Below are 16,021 nucleotides of genomic sequence, written 5' to 3'. Positions count from 1 at the left end.
GTAGATGAATGCTGCGGCGAAGCCCGACGGCGACCCGCAGAAGGCTGTCGTCCTCGCGTCGATGCTCGCGTCGATCCTCGCGCTGGTGGTCGGCGTCATCATGATCCTCGCGTCCGTCGTGGTCCTCGCGATCGGGGCGACGTCGCTCTTCGGCCTCGCCGGCCGGGGCGTCTCACTGGTCGGGGAGCTTCCGCAGGGCTTCCCGCCGTTCACCATCCCCACCCTGGACGTCTCGGACTTCGCCCTGATGTTCGCCGGCGCCCTGGGGATTGCGCTGGTGTCGCTGACCGATACGATCTCGACGGCGTCGTCGTTTGCCGCCCGCTCCGGTGCGGAGATCTGCGGCAACCAGGAAATGATCGGCATCGGTGCCGCGAACCTGGCGGCCGGCCTCTTTCAGGGCTTCCCCGTGAGCGCCAGCGGCTCCCGGACGGCGGTCGCGGAGCGTGCCGGTTCGAAGACCCAGCTCACCGGCGTGACCGGTGCCCTGCTGATTCTCCTCATGCTGGTGCTGCTGCCGGGGCTGTTCCGGAACCTGCCCCAGCCGGCGCTGGCGGCTATCGTAATCACCGCATCAATATCCTTGGCCGACATCCCTGGCACCATTCGGCTCTGGCGCCAGCGCAGGACCGAGTTCAGTCTCGCTCGCGGCCTTCCTTGGCGTGACGTTGCTGGGGGTCCTGCCCGGCATCGGCATTGCGGTGGGGCTGTCCGTCCTCAACATCTTCCGCCGGGCCTGGTGGCCCTATGAGATGGTGATCGGGCGGGTGCCCGGAGTCGAGGGATTCCACGATGTGCATTTCCACCCGGACGTCCAGCACCTGCCCGGCCTGGTGATCTACCGCTTCGACGCGCCGCTGTTCTTCGCCAACGTCAGGCCGTTCCGCGAGAACATCCGGCGGCTGGCGCGAACCGAGCCCAAGCCCCGGTGGAACGTCATCGCGGCCGAACCCATCACCGACGTCGACACGACCGCCTCGGACGTGCTGCTCGAGCTGGACGTGGAGCTGAACGCGCAGGGCACCTCGCTCGTGTTCGCGGAGCTCAAGCACGGGGTCCGGGCGAAGATCGAACGCTACGAACTGACCCGCCAAATAGACCCGCGCCACTTCTACCGCACTATCGACGCCGCCGTGGCCGTCTACAGGGCGTTGCTCCTGCTGCGGCGGGCGCTACTTTGAGGTGCCGGACCGCGTGAACATGCGCCGCAGGAGGGTGGCCGTGAGCCACGTGACGGCGCTGCAGACCGCGACGCCCCAGGCGATGTCGGTCAGCGCCACCACGGCGGGGAAGTCCTTGAGCACCGCGAGCGCGGTCAGCGCCCACGTCGCGTAGGTGAAGAAGCCGAACAGGGCGGCTCCGGTCACCCGTTGCCGCAGGGTGGCGTCCGGGTCGTTGGGCCGGATGCCGTAGTGCACGATCCCAACGACATAGATCAGGTAGAACACGACGGCGCCGGCCAGGTTCACGCTGGGCGCCAGGAGCTCCCCGATCTGGCTTTCGTACTGGTTGTTCGCCACGGTGCCGATCCAGACGACGTCGACGACGGCGAAGATCACGGCGGCGACCGCGTATGACAGCAGCCACCTCTTGATTGGGGCGCTCATGCCTGGCTCCTTTTGTCCGTGTAGAGGCTGTCGACGACGTGGCGGACGCGTTCGGTGAAGGCGCCGCGCTTGAGCTTCATGGTGGGGGTCACGATGCCGTTGGCCTCACTGAGATCGGTGAGCAGCAGCACGAAGCGGCGCACCTGCTCGGAGCGCGCGATCTTCGCATTGGCGGCGCTGACCGCCTTGCCGATGGCGGTGAGGAGCCGCGCGTCGTCGATCTGGACGGCGCCGCCGTCGTCCGGGATGCGCAGGCCGGCCAGATCGGCGATGCCCTCGCGTTCCGCCCAGGCCGCGACGGACTCCGGGTCCAGCAGCACGAGCCCGCCGAGGAAGGGTTTGCCCTCTCCGACCATCACGGCGTGCGCCACGAGGGGGTCGCCCTCGACGTATCCTTCCCAGATGGCGGGCGAGACGGTCTTGCCGCCTGCGGTGACGATGACGTCCTTGATCCGGCCCTTGAGGGTGAGCCGTCCCAGGTCATCGAGCTCGCCGAGGTCGCCGGTGCGGAAGAACCCGTCCGCGAACGCGTCCGTGTTGTCCGCCGGTCTGCGGTAGCCGGCGAACACGCCGACGCCGCGGGCGAGCACCTCGCCCTCCTCCGAGAGGCGCACGGTGGTTCCCGGCATCGGGATGCCCACCGAGCCGGCCTTGATCGACCCGGGCATGTTTCCGGTCAGCGGGGCGGTTGTTTCGGTGAGGCCGTAGCCCTCGATGACCGGCAGGCCCAGGCCGCGGAAGAAGAGGGACAGCTCGGCGTCGAGCGCGGCGGCACCGGACAGGAGGTAGTCGAGGCGTCCGCCCATCAGCTTCCGCAGCCGGGCGTAGAACAGCCGGTCGAACAGTGCGTGCCGAACCCGCAGGCCCGGCGCGGCCCTGGCGGCCGGGTCGGCGTCGCGGGCTTCAGCGAACCGGCCCCAAGCGGCTGCGGTGCCCTGCGCTGACGCCCACACGGGTCCAAGGTGTTTCTTCGTCGCGGCGGCCGCGGCTGAGGCCTGGATCTTCTGCAGGACGCGGGGGACCACCACGAGGAAGGTTGGTTTCAGGACCCCGAGGGCGGGCACCACGTCCCGCGGGTCGGACAGGTGCGCAATGCGCATGCCGTTGGCCAGGCAGGTCAGCTGCAGTCCGCGGGCCAGCACATGGGCCATCGGCAGGAAGATGATGGTGTTGCCACTCTCACGGACCACTCCGGTGTAGGCGGCGGCCACGTTCAGCACCTGCCCCACGAAATTGCCGTGGGTGATGAGGGCGCCCTTGGGCGCGGCCGTGGTGCCGGAGGTGTAGACGATGGTCGCCACGGAGTCGAGAGCTGCCAGCAGGCGGCGGTCCTCGACCGCGCTGTCGGGAATCCCGGCGCCGCGGAGCACGAGGTCGGCCAGGTCCGCTCCCGGGCGGGGGTCCATCGTCCAGACCCCCAGGCCCGGTATCCCGGCATGTGCGAACCCCTGCTCCAGGAGGAGGGCATGCTCAGCGGTGCCGGCGACTGCGAGGCGCACCGCGGCGTCGGTGAGGATTGCCACCACCTGGGGCGCGGCTGACGTCTCATAGATGGGAACGACGACGGCGCCGGCGAACCACGCCGCCATGTCCGCCAGGGCCCACTCATACCGGGTGGGGGACATGATGGCGAGTGATTCACCGGGCTGCAGGCCCGCCGCGATGAAGCCCTTGGCCAGCGCGCGTACCTCGTCAACGAACTGCCGGGTGGTCACCCGGCGCCAGGGATCCGTGATCGCGGCGTTCTGTGCCCGTACCTCGAAGGCGATATGTTCCGGGGAGGTCCGGAACCGCTGCATGAGCAGCTCGGTCGCGTTCCGGTGACCGGACGCCTCATCCAGCAGGGGGGTGGTGAACTCTCTCATCGGGCGTCCTTCTCCGAAAGTGTGTGCAGGTGGTCTCGCATCAGGTGCTGGGCGACGCCGAGGAAGTCCGCGACGACGGCCCGTTGGTCGGCGGGCAGTGCCTTGATGTGTTCGTTGGTGATGGTCAGGAGGGGCCGCATCAGGTTCGTGATTTCGCGGGTGGCTGCCGGGGTGACGCTCACCTGGACGTGGCGCCGGTCTTCGGTGCTCCGGTGGCGTTCCACGTAGCCTCGGGACTCCATCCGGCTCACGATCGCGGTGGTGGTGGCCGGGGTGGCGCCCAGATCTTCGGCGAGCTTGCCCACCGTCACCGGGCCGGACTGCGCGAGCGCCGACAGGGCGCGGTAATCGGTCAGATTCAGCCCCATGACGCGGGCGATTTCCCGCTCGGTTTCGTTGGCGAGAGTGACCAGGCTCTGCAAGGCCGACGTGGCCGGGTGGTGCTGCGACGCGGACAAGTCCACTCCTTAGGTTCCAAATTCCGTTATTAGTCAATCTTGTTAGATGATCTATTATTCAATCTTATTTGATCATCTACTAGGATTGCCAAAACTGCTGATGCCCGGCGGGACGATCCCGGGCGTACTGCGAGCATCCGGCTCCGCGTGTGAAAGGAATTCCCTGATGAAGGAATCAGACCGTAAGGCGCTCATCGCCCTCCCGGTGGTAGTGCTGATTGGGGCGCTTGTCGCCGTGGCCGGCAGCCAGGGCGGGGCAACCCTGGGCGGGATCCCCGTCTTCGCGATGGCGGTCGGGGCCGCGTTCCTCATCCAGTGGCTGGCGTTCATTCCGTCCTTCGCGGCCCAGACCGAGAAGTTCTACGACCTGACCGGCACCCTGACCTACACCGCCATCACCCTTCTGCTCATCGTGCTGACGCCGGGGGTCGACGCCCGCGCCCTGCTGCTGGCGGCCATGGTGCTCGCCTGGACACTGCGGCTGGGCATGTTCCTATTCCGCCGCATCAGCAAGGCCGGCAAGGACGACCGCTTTGACGAGATCAAGCCCTCCTTCATCCGGTTCCTGAACGCGTGGACCATCCAGGGACTCTGGGTCGTCTTCACCGCGGCCGCAGCGTGGGTGGCGATTACCTCGGCGACCAGGGTAGCGCTGGACTGGTTCGCGCTGGTTGGCTTCCTGGTCTGGGCCGTCGGTTTCGGCATCGAGATCCTGGCCGACAACCAGAAGAGCCGCTTCAATGCCGACCCGGCCAACAAGGGCAAATTCATCTCCACCGGGTTGTGGTCCAAGTCCCGCCATCCGAACTACTTCGGCGAAATCCTGCTCTGGGTCGGTGTCGCGATCATCGCCGTCCCCGCGCTGCAGGGCTGGCAGTGGGTCGCCCTGATCTCCCCGGTGTTCGTCACCCTGCTGCTCACCAAGGTCAGCGGCGTGCCGCTCCTGGAGCAGAAGTCCGACAAGAAGTGGGGCGGCCAGGCGGATTACGAGGCCTACAAGAAGAACACCCCCGTCCTGATCCCCAAGCCCTAGCAACAGCCCCCGGTTCCAAGCAACGCGGGGTCACCTACGGCCCATCCCGGACCCCGGGATGGGCCGTAGGTGACCCCGCGTTGCTTTGTTACCCGCGGGTACACTGCCCCGTCCATTTTGTTACCGGCGGGTACTCCTGCCCCTGACCCCTCGCGCCCGCCGCCATGGGGTGTAATAGTGGGTCACGACACGCAGAGTTAACCGATCCGACTCGCGGAAACTCGACGATCCTTGGCAAAATGCAGGTGGATCAATTGCTTCTAAAGGAGACCCATGGGCGCGAACACTGCCGAAAACACCACCCGTCGACTGAAGGCCGTACTGGACGTGCTGGCAGAGGGGGTGTGGACGGGCGAGCAGCTGAACGCCGGAGCGGTGCTGGGCGAGGCGATCGCACGCGTTCCGCTCAACGATTTCGAGCGCGAACTGCTCAGCGGCGGAATTCCCCGCGGCCACAAGACCCTGACCACCGCCACCGCGAAGCTGGTCAAGGCCGGCTGGCTCGTCAAGGGCCGTGCAGGCTGGACCATCACCGAGGACGGCCAGCGCGCCACGGTCGCGTTCGCTGCCCCTGACGCGTTCGCCGCAGCGCTCGACGCCGGAACTCCCGTTCCCGCCGACACCCCGCTGCCGTCGGCGCCCCCCGCCGGAACGCCGGCCCGGACGGCAGCCGCTCCCACGGCGGCTCCGAAGGCCGCCGCTCCGTCGGCTGCCCCGAAGGCCGCCAAGGTGGCCGAAAAGGTCGCCGGCAAGGCCGCCAAACTGGTGGAAGAGGCCGTGGCCCCGGTCGCCAAGGTGGTCCGCAGGCGCAAGGCAGCGGACAAGCCGGCTGGGGCTCCCGCCTCGGCCCCGGCTGCTGCGGCACCCGCCGGCGCAGCCACTGCAGCTCCCGCGGCCGCAGCCACTGCAGCTCCCGCAGCCGCAGCTACTGCAGCTCCCGCGGCCGCGGCACCAGCCACCGGCGGGGAGACCATCGAGCAGCCGGAAGCAGTCGCCGTCGCGGGTGACTTCAACATCCTGCTGGGCGCCCCCGCCAACTGGGCCCCGCAGTACGACGAATCCCAGATGGAACTGGATCTCGTTGATCAGCTCTGGAAGCTCGCGGCTAACCTCCCGGCCGGCACGTACAGCTTCAAGATCGCGCTCAACCGCTCCTGGGAGGAGAACTTCGGTGCCTTCGGAGCATTCGACGGCGCCAACCACGAGGTGCACCACTACGGCGGCCAGATGGTTATCCACTACGACCACCGGACCCGCGACATCATCCTGCCGTAGCCAGCGACACGCATTTTTCCTGGCGCCGCGCTAAAAACCCTTCGATGCCTGAACTCGGGCGTCGAAGGGTCTTTTGCGCAGCGCGGGCTGCTCAGCGCGTCGTCAACCTTCGCCGCGCGCCGTCGTCGGGCGCCCGGATCCGCGCGCAGTCGCCGCGCGCCGGATCCGCCGCCGCGTCCGGACCCTGCCCGGCAACTGCCGACCTGCCTAGCATTGGATTCTGGAAACCGTCGAGGTTGAGGGGCTGCCGATCGCGTACCAGCGGGTCGGTCAGGGACCGCCGCTGGTGCTGTTCCATGGCGTCGGGGAGGACACCCGGATCTGGCGCCCCCAGCTGGAGGGACGAGTTCACGGTGTTCGCCTGGGACGCTCCCGGGTGTGGCCGGTCCGACGACGCCGACCGGGATATATCCGCCGAGAATCTCGGGGCCATCACCGCCGGCTTCCTGCGCGCGGCCGTCCCTGCCAAGCCACACCTCCTGGGGCTGTCGTGGGGTTCCATGGTGGCCCTGGAGCTGTACCGCAGAGATCCCGGACTGCCCGCGTCACTGGTGCTGGCCCCTGCTTACGCCGGCCGGGCGGGATCGTTGCCGCCCGAGGAAGTGGAGCGGCGCTACGCCCAGGTGGAGACCGAGATCGATCAGCCTCCGGAGAAGTTCATCGACGAGTGGCTGCCATCACTGTTCACGGACAAGGCCGATCCCGCCGTGGTAGCCGAAGCGAGCAGGATCATGGCAGACCTGCGCCCGGCCGGAATGTGGGCCCAGCTCTCCGCCAGCAGCACGGGCCGACTACCGGCCCGTGCTGCCCACCATCAGCATTCCCACGCTCCTGCTCTACGGCGCCCGCCGCGTGACGGGGCCGGCCCGCGTGACGGGAAGCCGGCGCGCGGGTGGGGCGGGCCGGCACTTCCGTGAGCGAGCCCGCCGGCTGGTGGGCCCGCCAAATGGAATGGCCGCCGGTTGGGCCTGTCTAGAACCGCGTCGGGTCCGGCCGTGGTGGCGGGACCGGACCGGGGTCGGGAATCGGCAGCGGCCCCGGAAACGGCCCGGGCATTGGCGCGGGACCCGGCCCCGGAATCGGCGCCGGGGGCGGAACCGGTCCGGGCTCCGGGGGAAACGGTTCCCCGGGCTGAGGCTCAGGCGCGGTCGGCCCGGGTTCCGGCGGAAACGGCTCAGGTTCGTTTGGCGGTGGAATGGTCATGCCAGGCTCCCTCACTCGTGGTGGATGATGCGCGCTGCTCCGGCGCGGAAGACCTTCAGCTCCCACGGCCGGAGATGGAGGCGGGGCACCGCCGCGTCGGCGGGGTAGTTGCCCAGGACCAGCTCCGCGCTGTCCCACACCACGGGAACGTCGGCGGCGTCGAGCGTCACCTCCTGGTCCTGGCCGGAGAAGTTGCCCAGCACCAGCAGCTTGGTCTCCGGCAGGGACCGGACGAAGGCGTAGATGTGCTCGTCCCGCGGCAGCAGCATGGTGAAGTCCCCGCGTGACACCACGGGCTCGCTGTGCCGCAGCGCGATGACCGCCCGGTAGAAGCTGTATACCGAGTCCGGATCGTCGACCTGCGCGGCGGCGTTGATGTGGTTGGCGTTCGGATTCACGGCAATCCAGGGCGAGCCGGTGGTGAACCCGGCGTGCCGCGAGGCGTCCCATTGGACCGGGGTGCGCGCGTTGTCGCGGTTCAGCGGCGCGAGCGCGGCGAGAACGTCGGCGTCGGTGTGGCCCAGATGCGTGGTGGCCTCGCGGTGGTGGTTGAGCACCTCGATGTCGCGGTAATCGCTGATCGCCCCGAAGGCCATGTTCGTCATGCCGAGTTCCTCGCCCTGGTAAACGTAGGGTGTGCCGCGGTGCAGGTGCAGGACGCCGGCGAGCATCTTGGCGGAGAGCTCGCGGTACTTGCCGTCGTCGCCGAAACGCGACACCGCCCGGGCCTGGTCGTGGTTGCCCCAGTAGAGGCTGTTCCAGCCCCGGTCGGCCAGGCCGGTCTGCCAGTGGCCCAGGGTCCTCTTGAGGTCCGTGAGCTTGAGCTTCTTCGGCCGCCACTTGTTGCCGCCCTCCTGGTCCAGGGCGACATGCTCGAACTGGAACACCATGTCCACCTCGGCGCGCTCCGGATCGGTGAACAGGATGGCCTCGTCCACGGTGACGCCGGGCATCTCGCCGACGGTCAGCAGCTGGCCCGGGCGGCCGGCGAAGACTTCGCGGTGCATCTCCTGCAGGAATTCGTGAATCCGGGGACCGCCGATGTAGAACGGGCTGCCGTCGCCGTAGAGCATCCCGGCAGCGACGGGCCCGTCCGGCAGTGCGGTGTCCTTGGAGATGAAGTTGATGACGTCCATCCGGAAGCCGTCCACACCCCGGTCCAGCCACCAGTTCATCATCTCGTAGACCGCCGCCCGGACGTCCGGGTTTTCCCAGTTCAGGTCCGGCTGCTTCCTGGAGAAGATGTGAAGGTAGTACTCGCCCGAGGCCTGGTCGAACTCCCAAGCAGGGCCGGAGAACGCCGAGCCCCAGTTGTTCGGTGCCGCGCCCGGGCCGCCGGCGGAGCCGTCAGTGGTCGTCTCGCGCGGCGGACGCCACCAGTACCAGTCGCGCTTGGGATTGTCCTTCGAGGAGCGTGACTCCACGAACCAGGGGTGCTCGTCCGAGGTGTGGTTGACCACCAGGTCCATGACCAGCTTCATGCCCCGGGCGTGCAGCCCGTCCGTCAGTTCCCGCAGTTCCTCGAGCGTGCCGAAAATCGGGTCCACGTTGCGGTAGTCGCTGATGTCATAGCCGTTGTCGTCCTGCGGGGAGGTGTAGATCGGGGACAGCCAGAGGACGTCGACGCCGAGCCGGTGCAGGTAGTCCAGCTTGCCGATGATGCCCCGCAGGTCCCCGATGCCGTCCCCGTTGGAGTCGGCGAAGCTGCGCGGATAGATCTGATAGACGACGGCGCTCTGGAACCAGTCGCGGGCGGGAACCGCAACGGATGCTTCAGTCGGCTGTTCTGCCGTCATGGGACTCCTCAGCTGGTCCGGCAGCCAGCACCGACGCTGGCTCACCAACGTCTGATTATTGAACAGTTCCCGCGGGCAGGGAAGACCCCGCCGGTGCCATGTGGACGGCGCCAGCCGGCAGCCGCCCGGCGGGGCAGCCGGCCGGCAGCCGCGAGGACCGGGCAACCGGACCGGGCAACCGGACCGGGCAACCGGACCGGGCAACCGGACCGGGCAACCAGACCGGGTCCTAGTTCTGCGAGGCGATGCTCTTGTCGCGGTCCTCGAACACTTCCTCGCCGGGGCCGGTGAAGGCCCGCGAGCGCTGGACGGCCTCGATGGATCCGGTGAACAGCTGGGAATCGTGCGGATCGGCCGGGTGCCGGCTGGGCTCGTCCGCGGCGGATACCTTGCCCGGCTGCTTCGCGGCAGAGCCGGACGCAGCGGACGGACCGGGAGTGCCCGTCCCAAGCGAAACGGCACCGAGCGATTCGAGCCGGACGTGGGGGAGCGCCGTCGGGTGTTCCTGCTGCAGGAACAGCACCAGCTCCTCGCGGATCAGGCAGCGCAGGTCAAAGAGCGTGGCGCTGTCGGCGGCGCTGACCAGGATGCGGACCCGGACGAAACCGGCGGTCGCGTCGGTGATCTGCAGGATGCCCACGCGCTCATCCCAGAGCTCGGTGCCGGCCAGGACCCGCTTGAGTTCGGCGCGCATGTCCTCGACCGGGGCGCGCCAGTCGAGGTCGAACTCCACGGTGCCCATGACCTCGGACTGCCGCCGGGTCCAGTTCTCGAACGGGGTGGTGGTGAAGTAGGTGGAGGGCAGGATCATCCGCCGGTCGTCCCAGATGTGGACCACCACGTAGGTCAGCGTGATCTCCTCGATCCGGCCCCATTCCTTCTGCACCACCACTACGTCGTCCACCCGGATCGCGTCGGTGAAGGCGAGCTGGATGCCGGCGAAGACATTGACCAGGGAGGTCTGCGCGGCGAGGCCGGCGACGATCGAGATCACGCCGGCGGAGGCCAGCAGCCCGGCGCCGAGGGCCTGGACGGCAGGGAACGTCAGCATCGCGATGCCCAGCGCCAAGATGACGACCAGGGCGACGCCGATCCGCCGGGCCAGGATGACCTGGGTGCGGAGCCTGCGCGCGCGGCGGTTGTCCGCCACGTCCACCCGGTAGCGGGTGAGCACCATGGTCTCGATGATGAGAAACACCGCGATGGCCAGCCACGCGAGGGACCCGATCAGCGCGATCTGCAGCGCGTGATCCAGGTTGCGGCGCCATTCGGCGTCCTCGGTGGTGAGGCCCAGGGCGATCCGGACGCCGATCAGGCAGAGCGCAAACCGCAGCGGCAGGCGCGCCACCCGGGAGGTCTCGCGGAGGGCGGCCTGGTTGCGGTTGAGCCGGAGCACAACCCGGCGCACGAGCCAGGAGGAGAGGAGCCCGCCGGCGACGGCGAGGGCCACTGCGAGGAGGGGGGCCAGAAACGGCATGGCGGGATCGAGGATGTCTTGCATTACTTAAGCTCTAGCAAGCTTCCTCGGGCAACTGAAATCTGCAGGGCGCAACGTGGGTAGCATCACGGCCGGGCACCGGGGCCGGGTTCGGTGAGGGTGAGGGCGCCAAGGCCGCCAAGGGCCCAAAGCCCCTAGTTTCCTCGCGGAAAGATCCGAGAATTATCCAGTCACGTTATTTTCCCAGGGGGAGGGTGCCATGCGCCGCGTCGCGTCGTTCGCCACGGCTTTTTCCGCTTTCTGCGCTGCTGCCGTCCTGGCCGGATGCGGCTCACCCGCAACGGCCCCGGCCACCGGTTCCCCGCCGGCAGAGACGAGCACGGCCAGTGCCACGCCGGGAACAGCCAGCCCGCCTGCCGTTACCGCGACGGCCGGCTGGAAGACGTTCACGACGTCGGACGGCTCGCTCGCGTTCGACTATCCGGAGTCGTGGACCATCAAGGACCCGGCCGCCCAGTCAGCAGAGGGCGGTCTCGCTGTGGATCTGGTGAGTGACTACGGCAAGACCATGGCGACCCTGCGGACCAACATGGTCACCGGTGCCGAGTGCACGGAGAAGTTCCCCTTTATGTTGTACGACTCCGAGCCCGTCCCGGCGCTGGCCCAGGGCGGTGTGGCGCCGCGGTTCGTCTACGAGGGGCGGACCAACCCGGGCTCGAGTGATCCGGCGGCGTCGCTGACCCTGGCCTACGGACTGACGTCCGCGCCGGAACCCACCGGGGACACGGCCTGCCCGATTTTCCACTTCTTCACCTGGCCGCCCAGCGGCGCCATGTTCGGAGGGGTCTACGATCCGTTCGACACCACACCGGGAGGCCCCATGCACGTGGATACCCCCGAGGTGTACATGGACACCACCGAGTACAAGAACGTCAAGCAGGCAATCACGTCACTGCGGCCGGCTGGAAAGCAATGACGTGAGGAGGCCGGCGGGTTCACCCGGCCCTGGCACCCGCATCCTTCCGGTAACGACGGCAGCCGCCACCCTGTGCACGTCGCTGGGACTGGCCGTGCTGCTGACCTCATGCGGCCAGTTTTCCGCCGGGGCTGGGGGTCCCTTCTTTTCGGCGAGCCAGTCCCAGGGCAGCAGCCCGGCTCCGTCCGACCCGGCCTCCGGGCCCCTGACGGCGGACGGGCCAGCTACGGAGGAGCCGACGTCGGGCTGGCAGACCTTCACGACGACGGACGGCGCACTGTCCTTCGACTACCCCGCGGACTGGACGGTGAGGGACCCCGGCGGGGGGCTCGACGGCGACTTCGTGGACGTGCTGAACGCCGAGGGGATGCCGATGGCGGGCCTGCGCACCAATATCGTGACCGGGGCGGAATGCGTCGGCAAGACACCGTACGAGGTCTACGATTCCGAGCCGATGGTCGCCCTTGCCGAGGGCGGGGGCGCCGACGGCGGCGTGCCCCGGTACGTGTTCGAGTCCCGGGGCCAGGACACTGATCCCGTGGCCACCCGGTCCACCATCGCGGCCTACGGCATCACCATGGTCCCCGAAGAGGCCGGGGACATGGCGTGCCCGATGTTCCACCTGTTCCTGTGGCCGCCGAGCGGCGCCTTCTTCGGTGGGACGTACAACCCGGAGCACAATGAGACGCCCGGGGACCCGGCGCTGCCGTACCTGGTGAAGGCCAGGCTGTACGCGTCCACCCCGGAATACCGGGACGTCCGGACGATGATCGCGTCCCTGCGGCCGGGCGAAATGCCGGCTGGTTAGCAGCCGCGGCGGGCCTGCCCCGGGCAGCGCCCGCGGGGTTACGCTTGCCCTACCAGTCTTTTCGTCCCGGCACCGCCTCTGCCACTGAAAGGCACGCCATGAGGTTCAATCCTCGTCGCACGGATGCTTCCCCTCCCAACCCCACTGCCGCCACGGATGCCGAATCCATTTCCGGCCGGCGCCGGACGAGGCGCCGAAATCGGTTGCGCGTCCTCGCCATGGTGGCCCTGATCGCCGTCGGGCTGGGCCTGGCCTCGACAGGCGCCAACCTGCTGCTTGAGCGGCAGGAACGGGCCAGCATCGCCCCCTATGGCGAACGGATTGAGATCACGGGCGGAGCCGTCAATGTGTATCGCAATGGCCAGCCGGGGACGCCGATCGTGCTCCTCAGCGGACTGGGGACGGCCGCCCCGGCGCTCGACTTCGCGCCGCTGATCCGGGAGCTGGGTGACTACAACGTCACCGTCGTGGAGGGATTCGGCTACGGCTACAGCGACATGAGTGCCAGCGAGCGGAGCAACAGGAACATCAACACCGAACTCCACGAAGTGCTGGGCAAGCTCAACATCACCCAGCCCTACATCCTGGCCGGTCACTCGATCGCCGGCTTTTACATGCTGGACTACACCAACCGCTACCCTGCGGAGGTGGCGGCCGTGATCGCGATCGACGCGACGGTGCCGAAAGCCACAGGCGGTCCGGTAGACGTGGAGTCAGGAGGCGTCAATGTGTTTCGGCTGCTCGCCATCGCCGGAGTCGTCCGCTCCGCACTTGTGGTGGCCCCCGGGCTCGGTGAACCCGACGGTGACGCCTACACGCCGGAGGAACGTGAACGCATGCGCCTGATGATGAGCTGGAATTTTGGCAACCAGGCTGTCGCTGATGAGACGGCCCGGATCGGAAACAACGCCTCGGATTTGCGCGGAATCAGTTATCCCGACGGGCTTCCCGTGCTCGCTTTCGTCGCCGACGACGGTTCCCCGGAGGCAGCCACCAAAGCTGCGGCGCTGAAGAATCTGCTGAAAAACGTCAAACGCCACGAAATCGTCCCGCTGGCCGGAGGCCACTACCTGCATTGGACCCAGTCCAAGACCATGGCCGAGACGATCAGGACCTTCCTGGCTAGCCGGTAGCCCGGGAGTCCGGGGCACGGCCGCTCTCAGTAAGCCGGGGCACGGCCGCCCTCAGTAAGCCGGGGCACGGCCGCTCTCAGTAAGCCGGGGCACGGCCGCCCTCAGCAAGCTGGCAGGCCGGCCGCCTCAGTGAGCCGGGCCCGGCCGCCCTCAGCCGCCCGCCGACGTCGTCGGCGGCCCGTCAGCGGCAGGGTGCCGCGATCCGGCACGCAGCGCCGTCCGGACATTGACCTTCGAGGTGTACGAGATCGAGCCGTACTGGAAGAGCCGCACGGCGAGGCGGAGCATCACGGCCGCGCCGACGAACAGGATCACGATCACAATGCCGGCCTCGAGCAGGCCCAGCGAACCGAAGGCGTTGCGCAGCAGGGCGGTCACCGGCGCGGAGAACGGGAAGTAGGTGAAGATCTGCACGATCACCGACTGCGGATCGGAGACCACCAGGGCCACGGCGTAAAACGGTACAAAGATCAGCGCCATCATTACGCCCATGAAGTTACCGGCCTCCTTGGCGGTGGGCATCACAGCGCCGATGGCCACGAGGGTGGTGGTGAACAGGGCGAAACCGCCGACGAGGATGAGCAGGCCAATGGTCATCCGAACCGGGTCCAGGATCAGCGGGGGCAGGTCCAGGGCCGTGAGGCTGAGTTCCTCGGGGAAGAACAGCCGGCCGATCAGCACGGGGGAGAGGAACACGGTCATCTGCACCAGGCCGATCGCGAACAGCGCGATGACCTTGCCCGCGATGAGCGTCGTCGGTTTGAGCGTGGTCAGGATCATTTCGGTGACGCGGTTTTCCTTTTCCTCGAGCGTTGAGTTGAGCATCTGCCCGGCCAGGAGCACGATCAGTCCGTAGAAGATGACCAGGAAGACCATCGGCGGGATCACCGAGCCCAGGCCGCCGGATTCCTCGGTGCCGTCATACGTGACGGTCTCGATCTGCACCCGCCCGGCCGCGAGTGCGGACAGCTGCGGCAAACCGATCCGCTGTTCGACGGCGTGCGTCAGCATGGCCTGTGCGACGGCGGCATACTTGCCGTTCTCGAAGAGGCCCCGGTCCGCGCCGTAAACGCGCACGGCCGTCGACTCGGGCTGCGCCGGGTAGTCGAAGAACGCGTCGACGGCGCCGGTCTGGACGGCGGTGATCCCGGCGTCGGGGGAGTCCGCGGCGGTGGCGCCGAAGAGCGCGGCGTCCTCGGCGGTGATCAGTCCCGAGGCGTCGGTGTAGGTGATGCTGAACTGGGCGCTTTTCTGCGCCGCAGCCGCGGTGTCCGTGGTGCTGTTGCTGAGGAAGATCAGCCCGAAGACCACGGCCATGATCAGCGGGACGGACAAGGTTCCGATCCAGAACCGGCGTTTGGTCACGGTGCGGATGAACTCGAAACTCAGGACCGTACCTAGATTGTGCTGCGCCACGGCACTACGCCCCGTCCCGGGCGGGGGTGGGTGCAATGCCGGACGTCCCTGCCGCGGCAGGGATGTTCTGGTCGCCGTAGACCCGGATGAAGATGTCCTCCAGGGAGATTTTGGTGGTGGTGAAGCTCCGGACGGTCACTCCGGCGTCGATCAGGTTCTTGAGGATGACGGCTTCGTCGGTGGCATCGGTGATCGAGAGCTCTGAGTAGTTCGTCTCCTGGAGTACCGCCTCGTAGTGCGGCGAGGGCGGGATGGCGCCGGTGTGCCTGATCCGGATGATGCGGCCGCCGTACTTGTTCTGCACCTCGTCGATGGTCCCGTAGGCCTCCGCGGTGCCGTCCTTGAGCAGGATGACCCGGTCGCAGAGCCGTTCGACTTCCTCCATCTGGTGGGTCACCATGACCACGGTGGCGCCGCCGTGCTTTTGCTCGGCGATGATGTCCATCAGCAGGCGCCGGTTTACGGGGTCAAAGCCCTTCGTGGGTTCGTCCAGGATCAGCAGCTCGGGGTTGTTCATGATGGTGACACCGAGCTGGACCTTTTGCTGCTGCCCGCTGGAGAGCTTGTCCAGCACGGCGTTCGCCCGGTCCGCCAGCGCCACCCGGGCCAGGTACTCGAGCGACCATTGCCGGGCGGTGCGCCGTCCCATCCCCTTGAGCCGGCCGAAGTAGGTCATGATGTCGATGACCTTTTCCTTCTTGTAGAGCCCGCGCTCTTCGGGAAGGTAGCCCAGCCGGTCGCCGTGCTCGGGTTTGAAGTCCCGGCCGTTGATGTGGAGGATCCCTGCGGTGGGCTCGTAGATGCCGAGCAGGGCCCGGATGGTGGTGGTCTTGCCGGAGCCGTTGCTGCCGAGGAAGCCGAAGGTCTCACCGGCGTGCACGTCAAAGGACAGGTCGCGGACCACGGTGGTGTCGCCGAAGTCCATCCGGAAGCCGCTGATGTGGACCCGTGCTTCGTCCATTGCGGCTCCCGATGGTGCCGGGCTGCCCGCCCGGGGTGTTGCCGATTCGCCG

General features: G+C 68.0%; 15 protein-coding genes. 8 read left to right on the top strand and 7 right to left on the bottom strand.

Annotated elements, in window-relative coordinates:
* The first annotated feature begins 4 nt into the window (after window positions 1-4).
* Both ACZYZ3_RS15630 and ACZYZ3_RS15625 read left to right on the top strand, forming a co-directional pair.
* Window positions 5-751 carry a SulP family inorganic anion transporter gene (locus tag ACZYZ3_RS15630; RefSeq protein WP_463964730.1) on the top strand — a complete coding sequence of 249 codons (747 nt, stop codon included), beginning with the start codon at window positions 5-7 and terminating at the stop codon, window positions 749-751.
* Window positions 702-1,181 carry an STAS domain-containing protein gene (locus ACZYZ3_RS15625; protein ID WP_463964729.1) on the top strand — a complete coding sequence of 160 codons (480 nt, stop codon included), beginning with the start codon at window positions 702-704 and terminating at the stop codon, window positions 1,179-1,181. The genes ACZYZ3_RS15630 and ACZYZ3_RS15625 overlap by 50 nt, the downstream gene beginning before the upstream one ends.
* Here ACZYZ3_RS15625 and ACZYZ3_RS15620 read toward each other — a convergent pair.
* Genes ACZYZ3_RS15620 through ACZYZ3_RS15610 form a run of 3 tightly spaced genes read right to left on the bottom strand, consistent with a single transcriptional unit; the run spans window position 1,173 to window position 3,930 of the window.
* Window positions 1,173-1,607, bottom strand: coding sequence for a DUF2177 family protein (locus ACZYZ3_RS15620; RefSeq protein WP_463964728.1), 435 nt, complete (start codon window positions 1,605-1,607; stop codon window positions 1,173-1,175). The genes ACZYZ3_RS15625 and ACZYZ3_RS15620 overlap by 9 nt on opposite strands.
* Complete coding sequence (locus ACZYZ3_RS15615) at window positions 1,604-3,472, bottom strand: AMP-dependent synthetase/ligase (protein ID WP_463964727.1); 1,869 nt, start codon at window positions 3,470-3,472, stop codon at window positions 1,604-1,606. Before ACZYZ3_RS15615 ends, ACZYZ3_RS15620 begins: the two co-directional genes overlap by 4 nt.
* On the bottom strand, window positions 3,469-3,930 hold the full coding sequence (locus ACZYZ3_RS15610) for a MarR family winged helix-turn-helix transcriptional regulator (RefSeq protein WP_463964726.1): 462 nt from the start codon (window positions 3,928-3,930) through the stop codon (window positions 3,469-3,471). Before ACZYZ3_RS15610 ends, ACZYZ3_RS15615 begins: the two co-directional genes overlap by 4 nt.
* 166 nt (window positions 3,931-4,096) lie before the next feature.
* Between ACZYZ3_RS15610 and ACZYZ3_RS15605 the strand changes: the two genes are divergently transcribed.
* From ACZYZ3_RS15605 to ACZYZ3_RS15595, 3 genes are all read left to right on the top strand, one after another.
* Window positions 4,097-4,963 carry a DUF1295 domain-containing protein gene (locus ACZYZ3_RS15605; protein WP_463964725.1) on the top strand — a complete coding sequence of 289 codons (867 nt, stop codon included), beginning with the start codon at window positions 4,097-4,099 and terminating at the stop codon, window positions 4,961-4,963.
* A gap of 273 nt (window positions 4,964-5,236) precedes the next feature.
* Entirely contained in the window at window positions 5,237-6,238 is a 1,002-nt protein-coding gene (locus ACZYZ3_RS15600) for a pullulanase X25 domain-containing protein (protein WP_463964724.1), read from the top strand.
* A 353-nt stretch (window positions 6,239-6,591) separates the two neighbouring features.
* On the top strand, window positions 6,592-7,155 hold the full coding sequence (locus ACZYZ3_RS15595) for an alpha/beta fold hydrolase (protein WP_463964723.1): 564 nt from the start codon (window positions 6,592-6,594) through the stop codon (window positions 7,153-7,155).
* Window positions 7,156-7,452: 297 nt separating this feature from the next.
* Here ACZYZ3_RS15595 and ACZYZ3_RS15590 read toward each other — a convergent pair whose 3' ends face one another.
* Both ACZYZ3_RS15590 and ACZYZ3_RS15585 read right to left on the bottom strand, forming a co-directional pair.
* A complete protein-coding gene (locus ACZYZ3_RS15590; protein ID WP_463964722.1) occupies window positions 7,453-9,237 on the bottom strand; it encodes a glycoside hydrolase family 13 protein in 1,785 nt (594 codons plus the stop codon).
* 229 nt (window positions 9,238-9,466) lie between these two features.
* On the bottom strand, window positions 9,467-10,738 hold the full coding sequence (locus ACZYZ3_RS15585; protein WP_463964721.1) for a mechanosensitive ion channel family protein: 1,272 nt from the start codon (window positions 10,736-10,738) through the stop codon (window positions 9,467-9,469).
* 196 nt (window positions 10,739-10,934) lie between these two features.
* Between ACZYZ3_RS15585 and ACZYZ3_RS15580 the strand changes: the two genes are divergently transcribed.
* The 3 genes from ACZYZ3_RS15580 to ACZYZ3_RS15570 all read left to right on the top strand — a co-directional run bounded on the left by ACZYZ3_RS15580 (window position 10,935) and on the right by ACZYZ3_RS15570 (window position 13,592).
* Complete coding sequence (locus ACZYZ3_RS15580) at window positions 10,935-11,651, top strand: hypothetical protein (protein ID WP_463964720.1); 717 nt, start codon at window positions 10,935-10,937, stop codon at window positions 11,649-11,651.
* 1 nt (window position 11,652) lies between these two features.
* Window positions 11,653-12,459 carry a hypothetical protein gene (locus ACZYZ3_RS15575; protein ID WP_463964719.1) on the top strand — a complete coding sequence of 269 codons (807 nt, stop codon included), beginning with the start codon at window positions 11,653-11,655 and terminating at the stop codon, window positions 12,457-12,459.
* A 98-nt stretch (window positions 12,460-12,557) separates the two neighbouring features.
* Window positions 12,558-13,592 (top strand): alpha/beta fold hydrolase, encoded by a 1,035-nt coding sequence (locus tag ACZYZ3_RS15570; protein WP_463964718.1) that lies wholly within the window; start codon window positions 12,558-12,560, stop codon window positions 13,590-13,592.
* Window positions 13,593-13,742: 150 nt separating this feature from the next.
* On the opposite strand, the gene ACZYZ3_RS15565 is transcribed toward ACZYZ3_RS15570, so the two are convergent.
* Together ACZYZ3_RS15565 and ACZYZ3_RS15560 are read right to left on the bottom strand one after the other, a co-directional pair.
* Window positions 13,743-15,008, bottom strand: a complete 1,266-nt coding sequence (locus ACZYZ3_RS15565; protein ID WP_463964717.1) for an ABC transporter permease — start codon at window positions 15,006-15,008, stop codon at window positions 13,743-13,745.
* Window positions 15,009-15,012: 4 nt separating this feature from the next.
* Window positions 15,013-15,969 carry an ABC transporter ATP-binding protein gene (locus ACZYZ3_RS15560; protein WP_463964716.1) on the bottom strand — a complete coding sequence of 319 codons (957 nt, stop codon included), beginning with the start codon at window positions 15,967-15,969 and terminating at the stop codon, window positions 15,013-15,015.
* Window positions 15,970-16,021: the final 52 nt, after the last annotated feature.

This window comes from Pseudarthrobacter linnaei (assembly GCF_055412825.1).
Note: the sequence above shows the minus strand (reverse complement) of the source record. Positions and strands in the feature narration are given on the sequence as shown.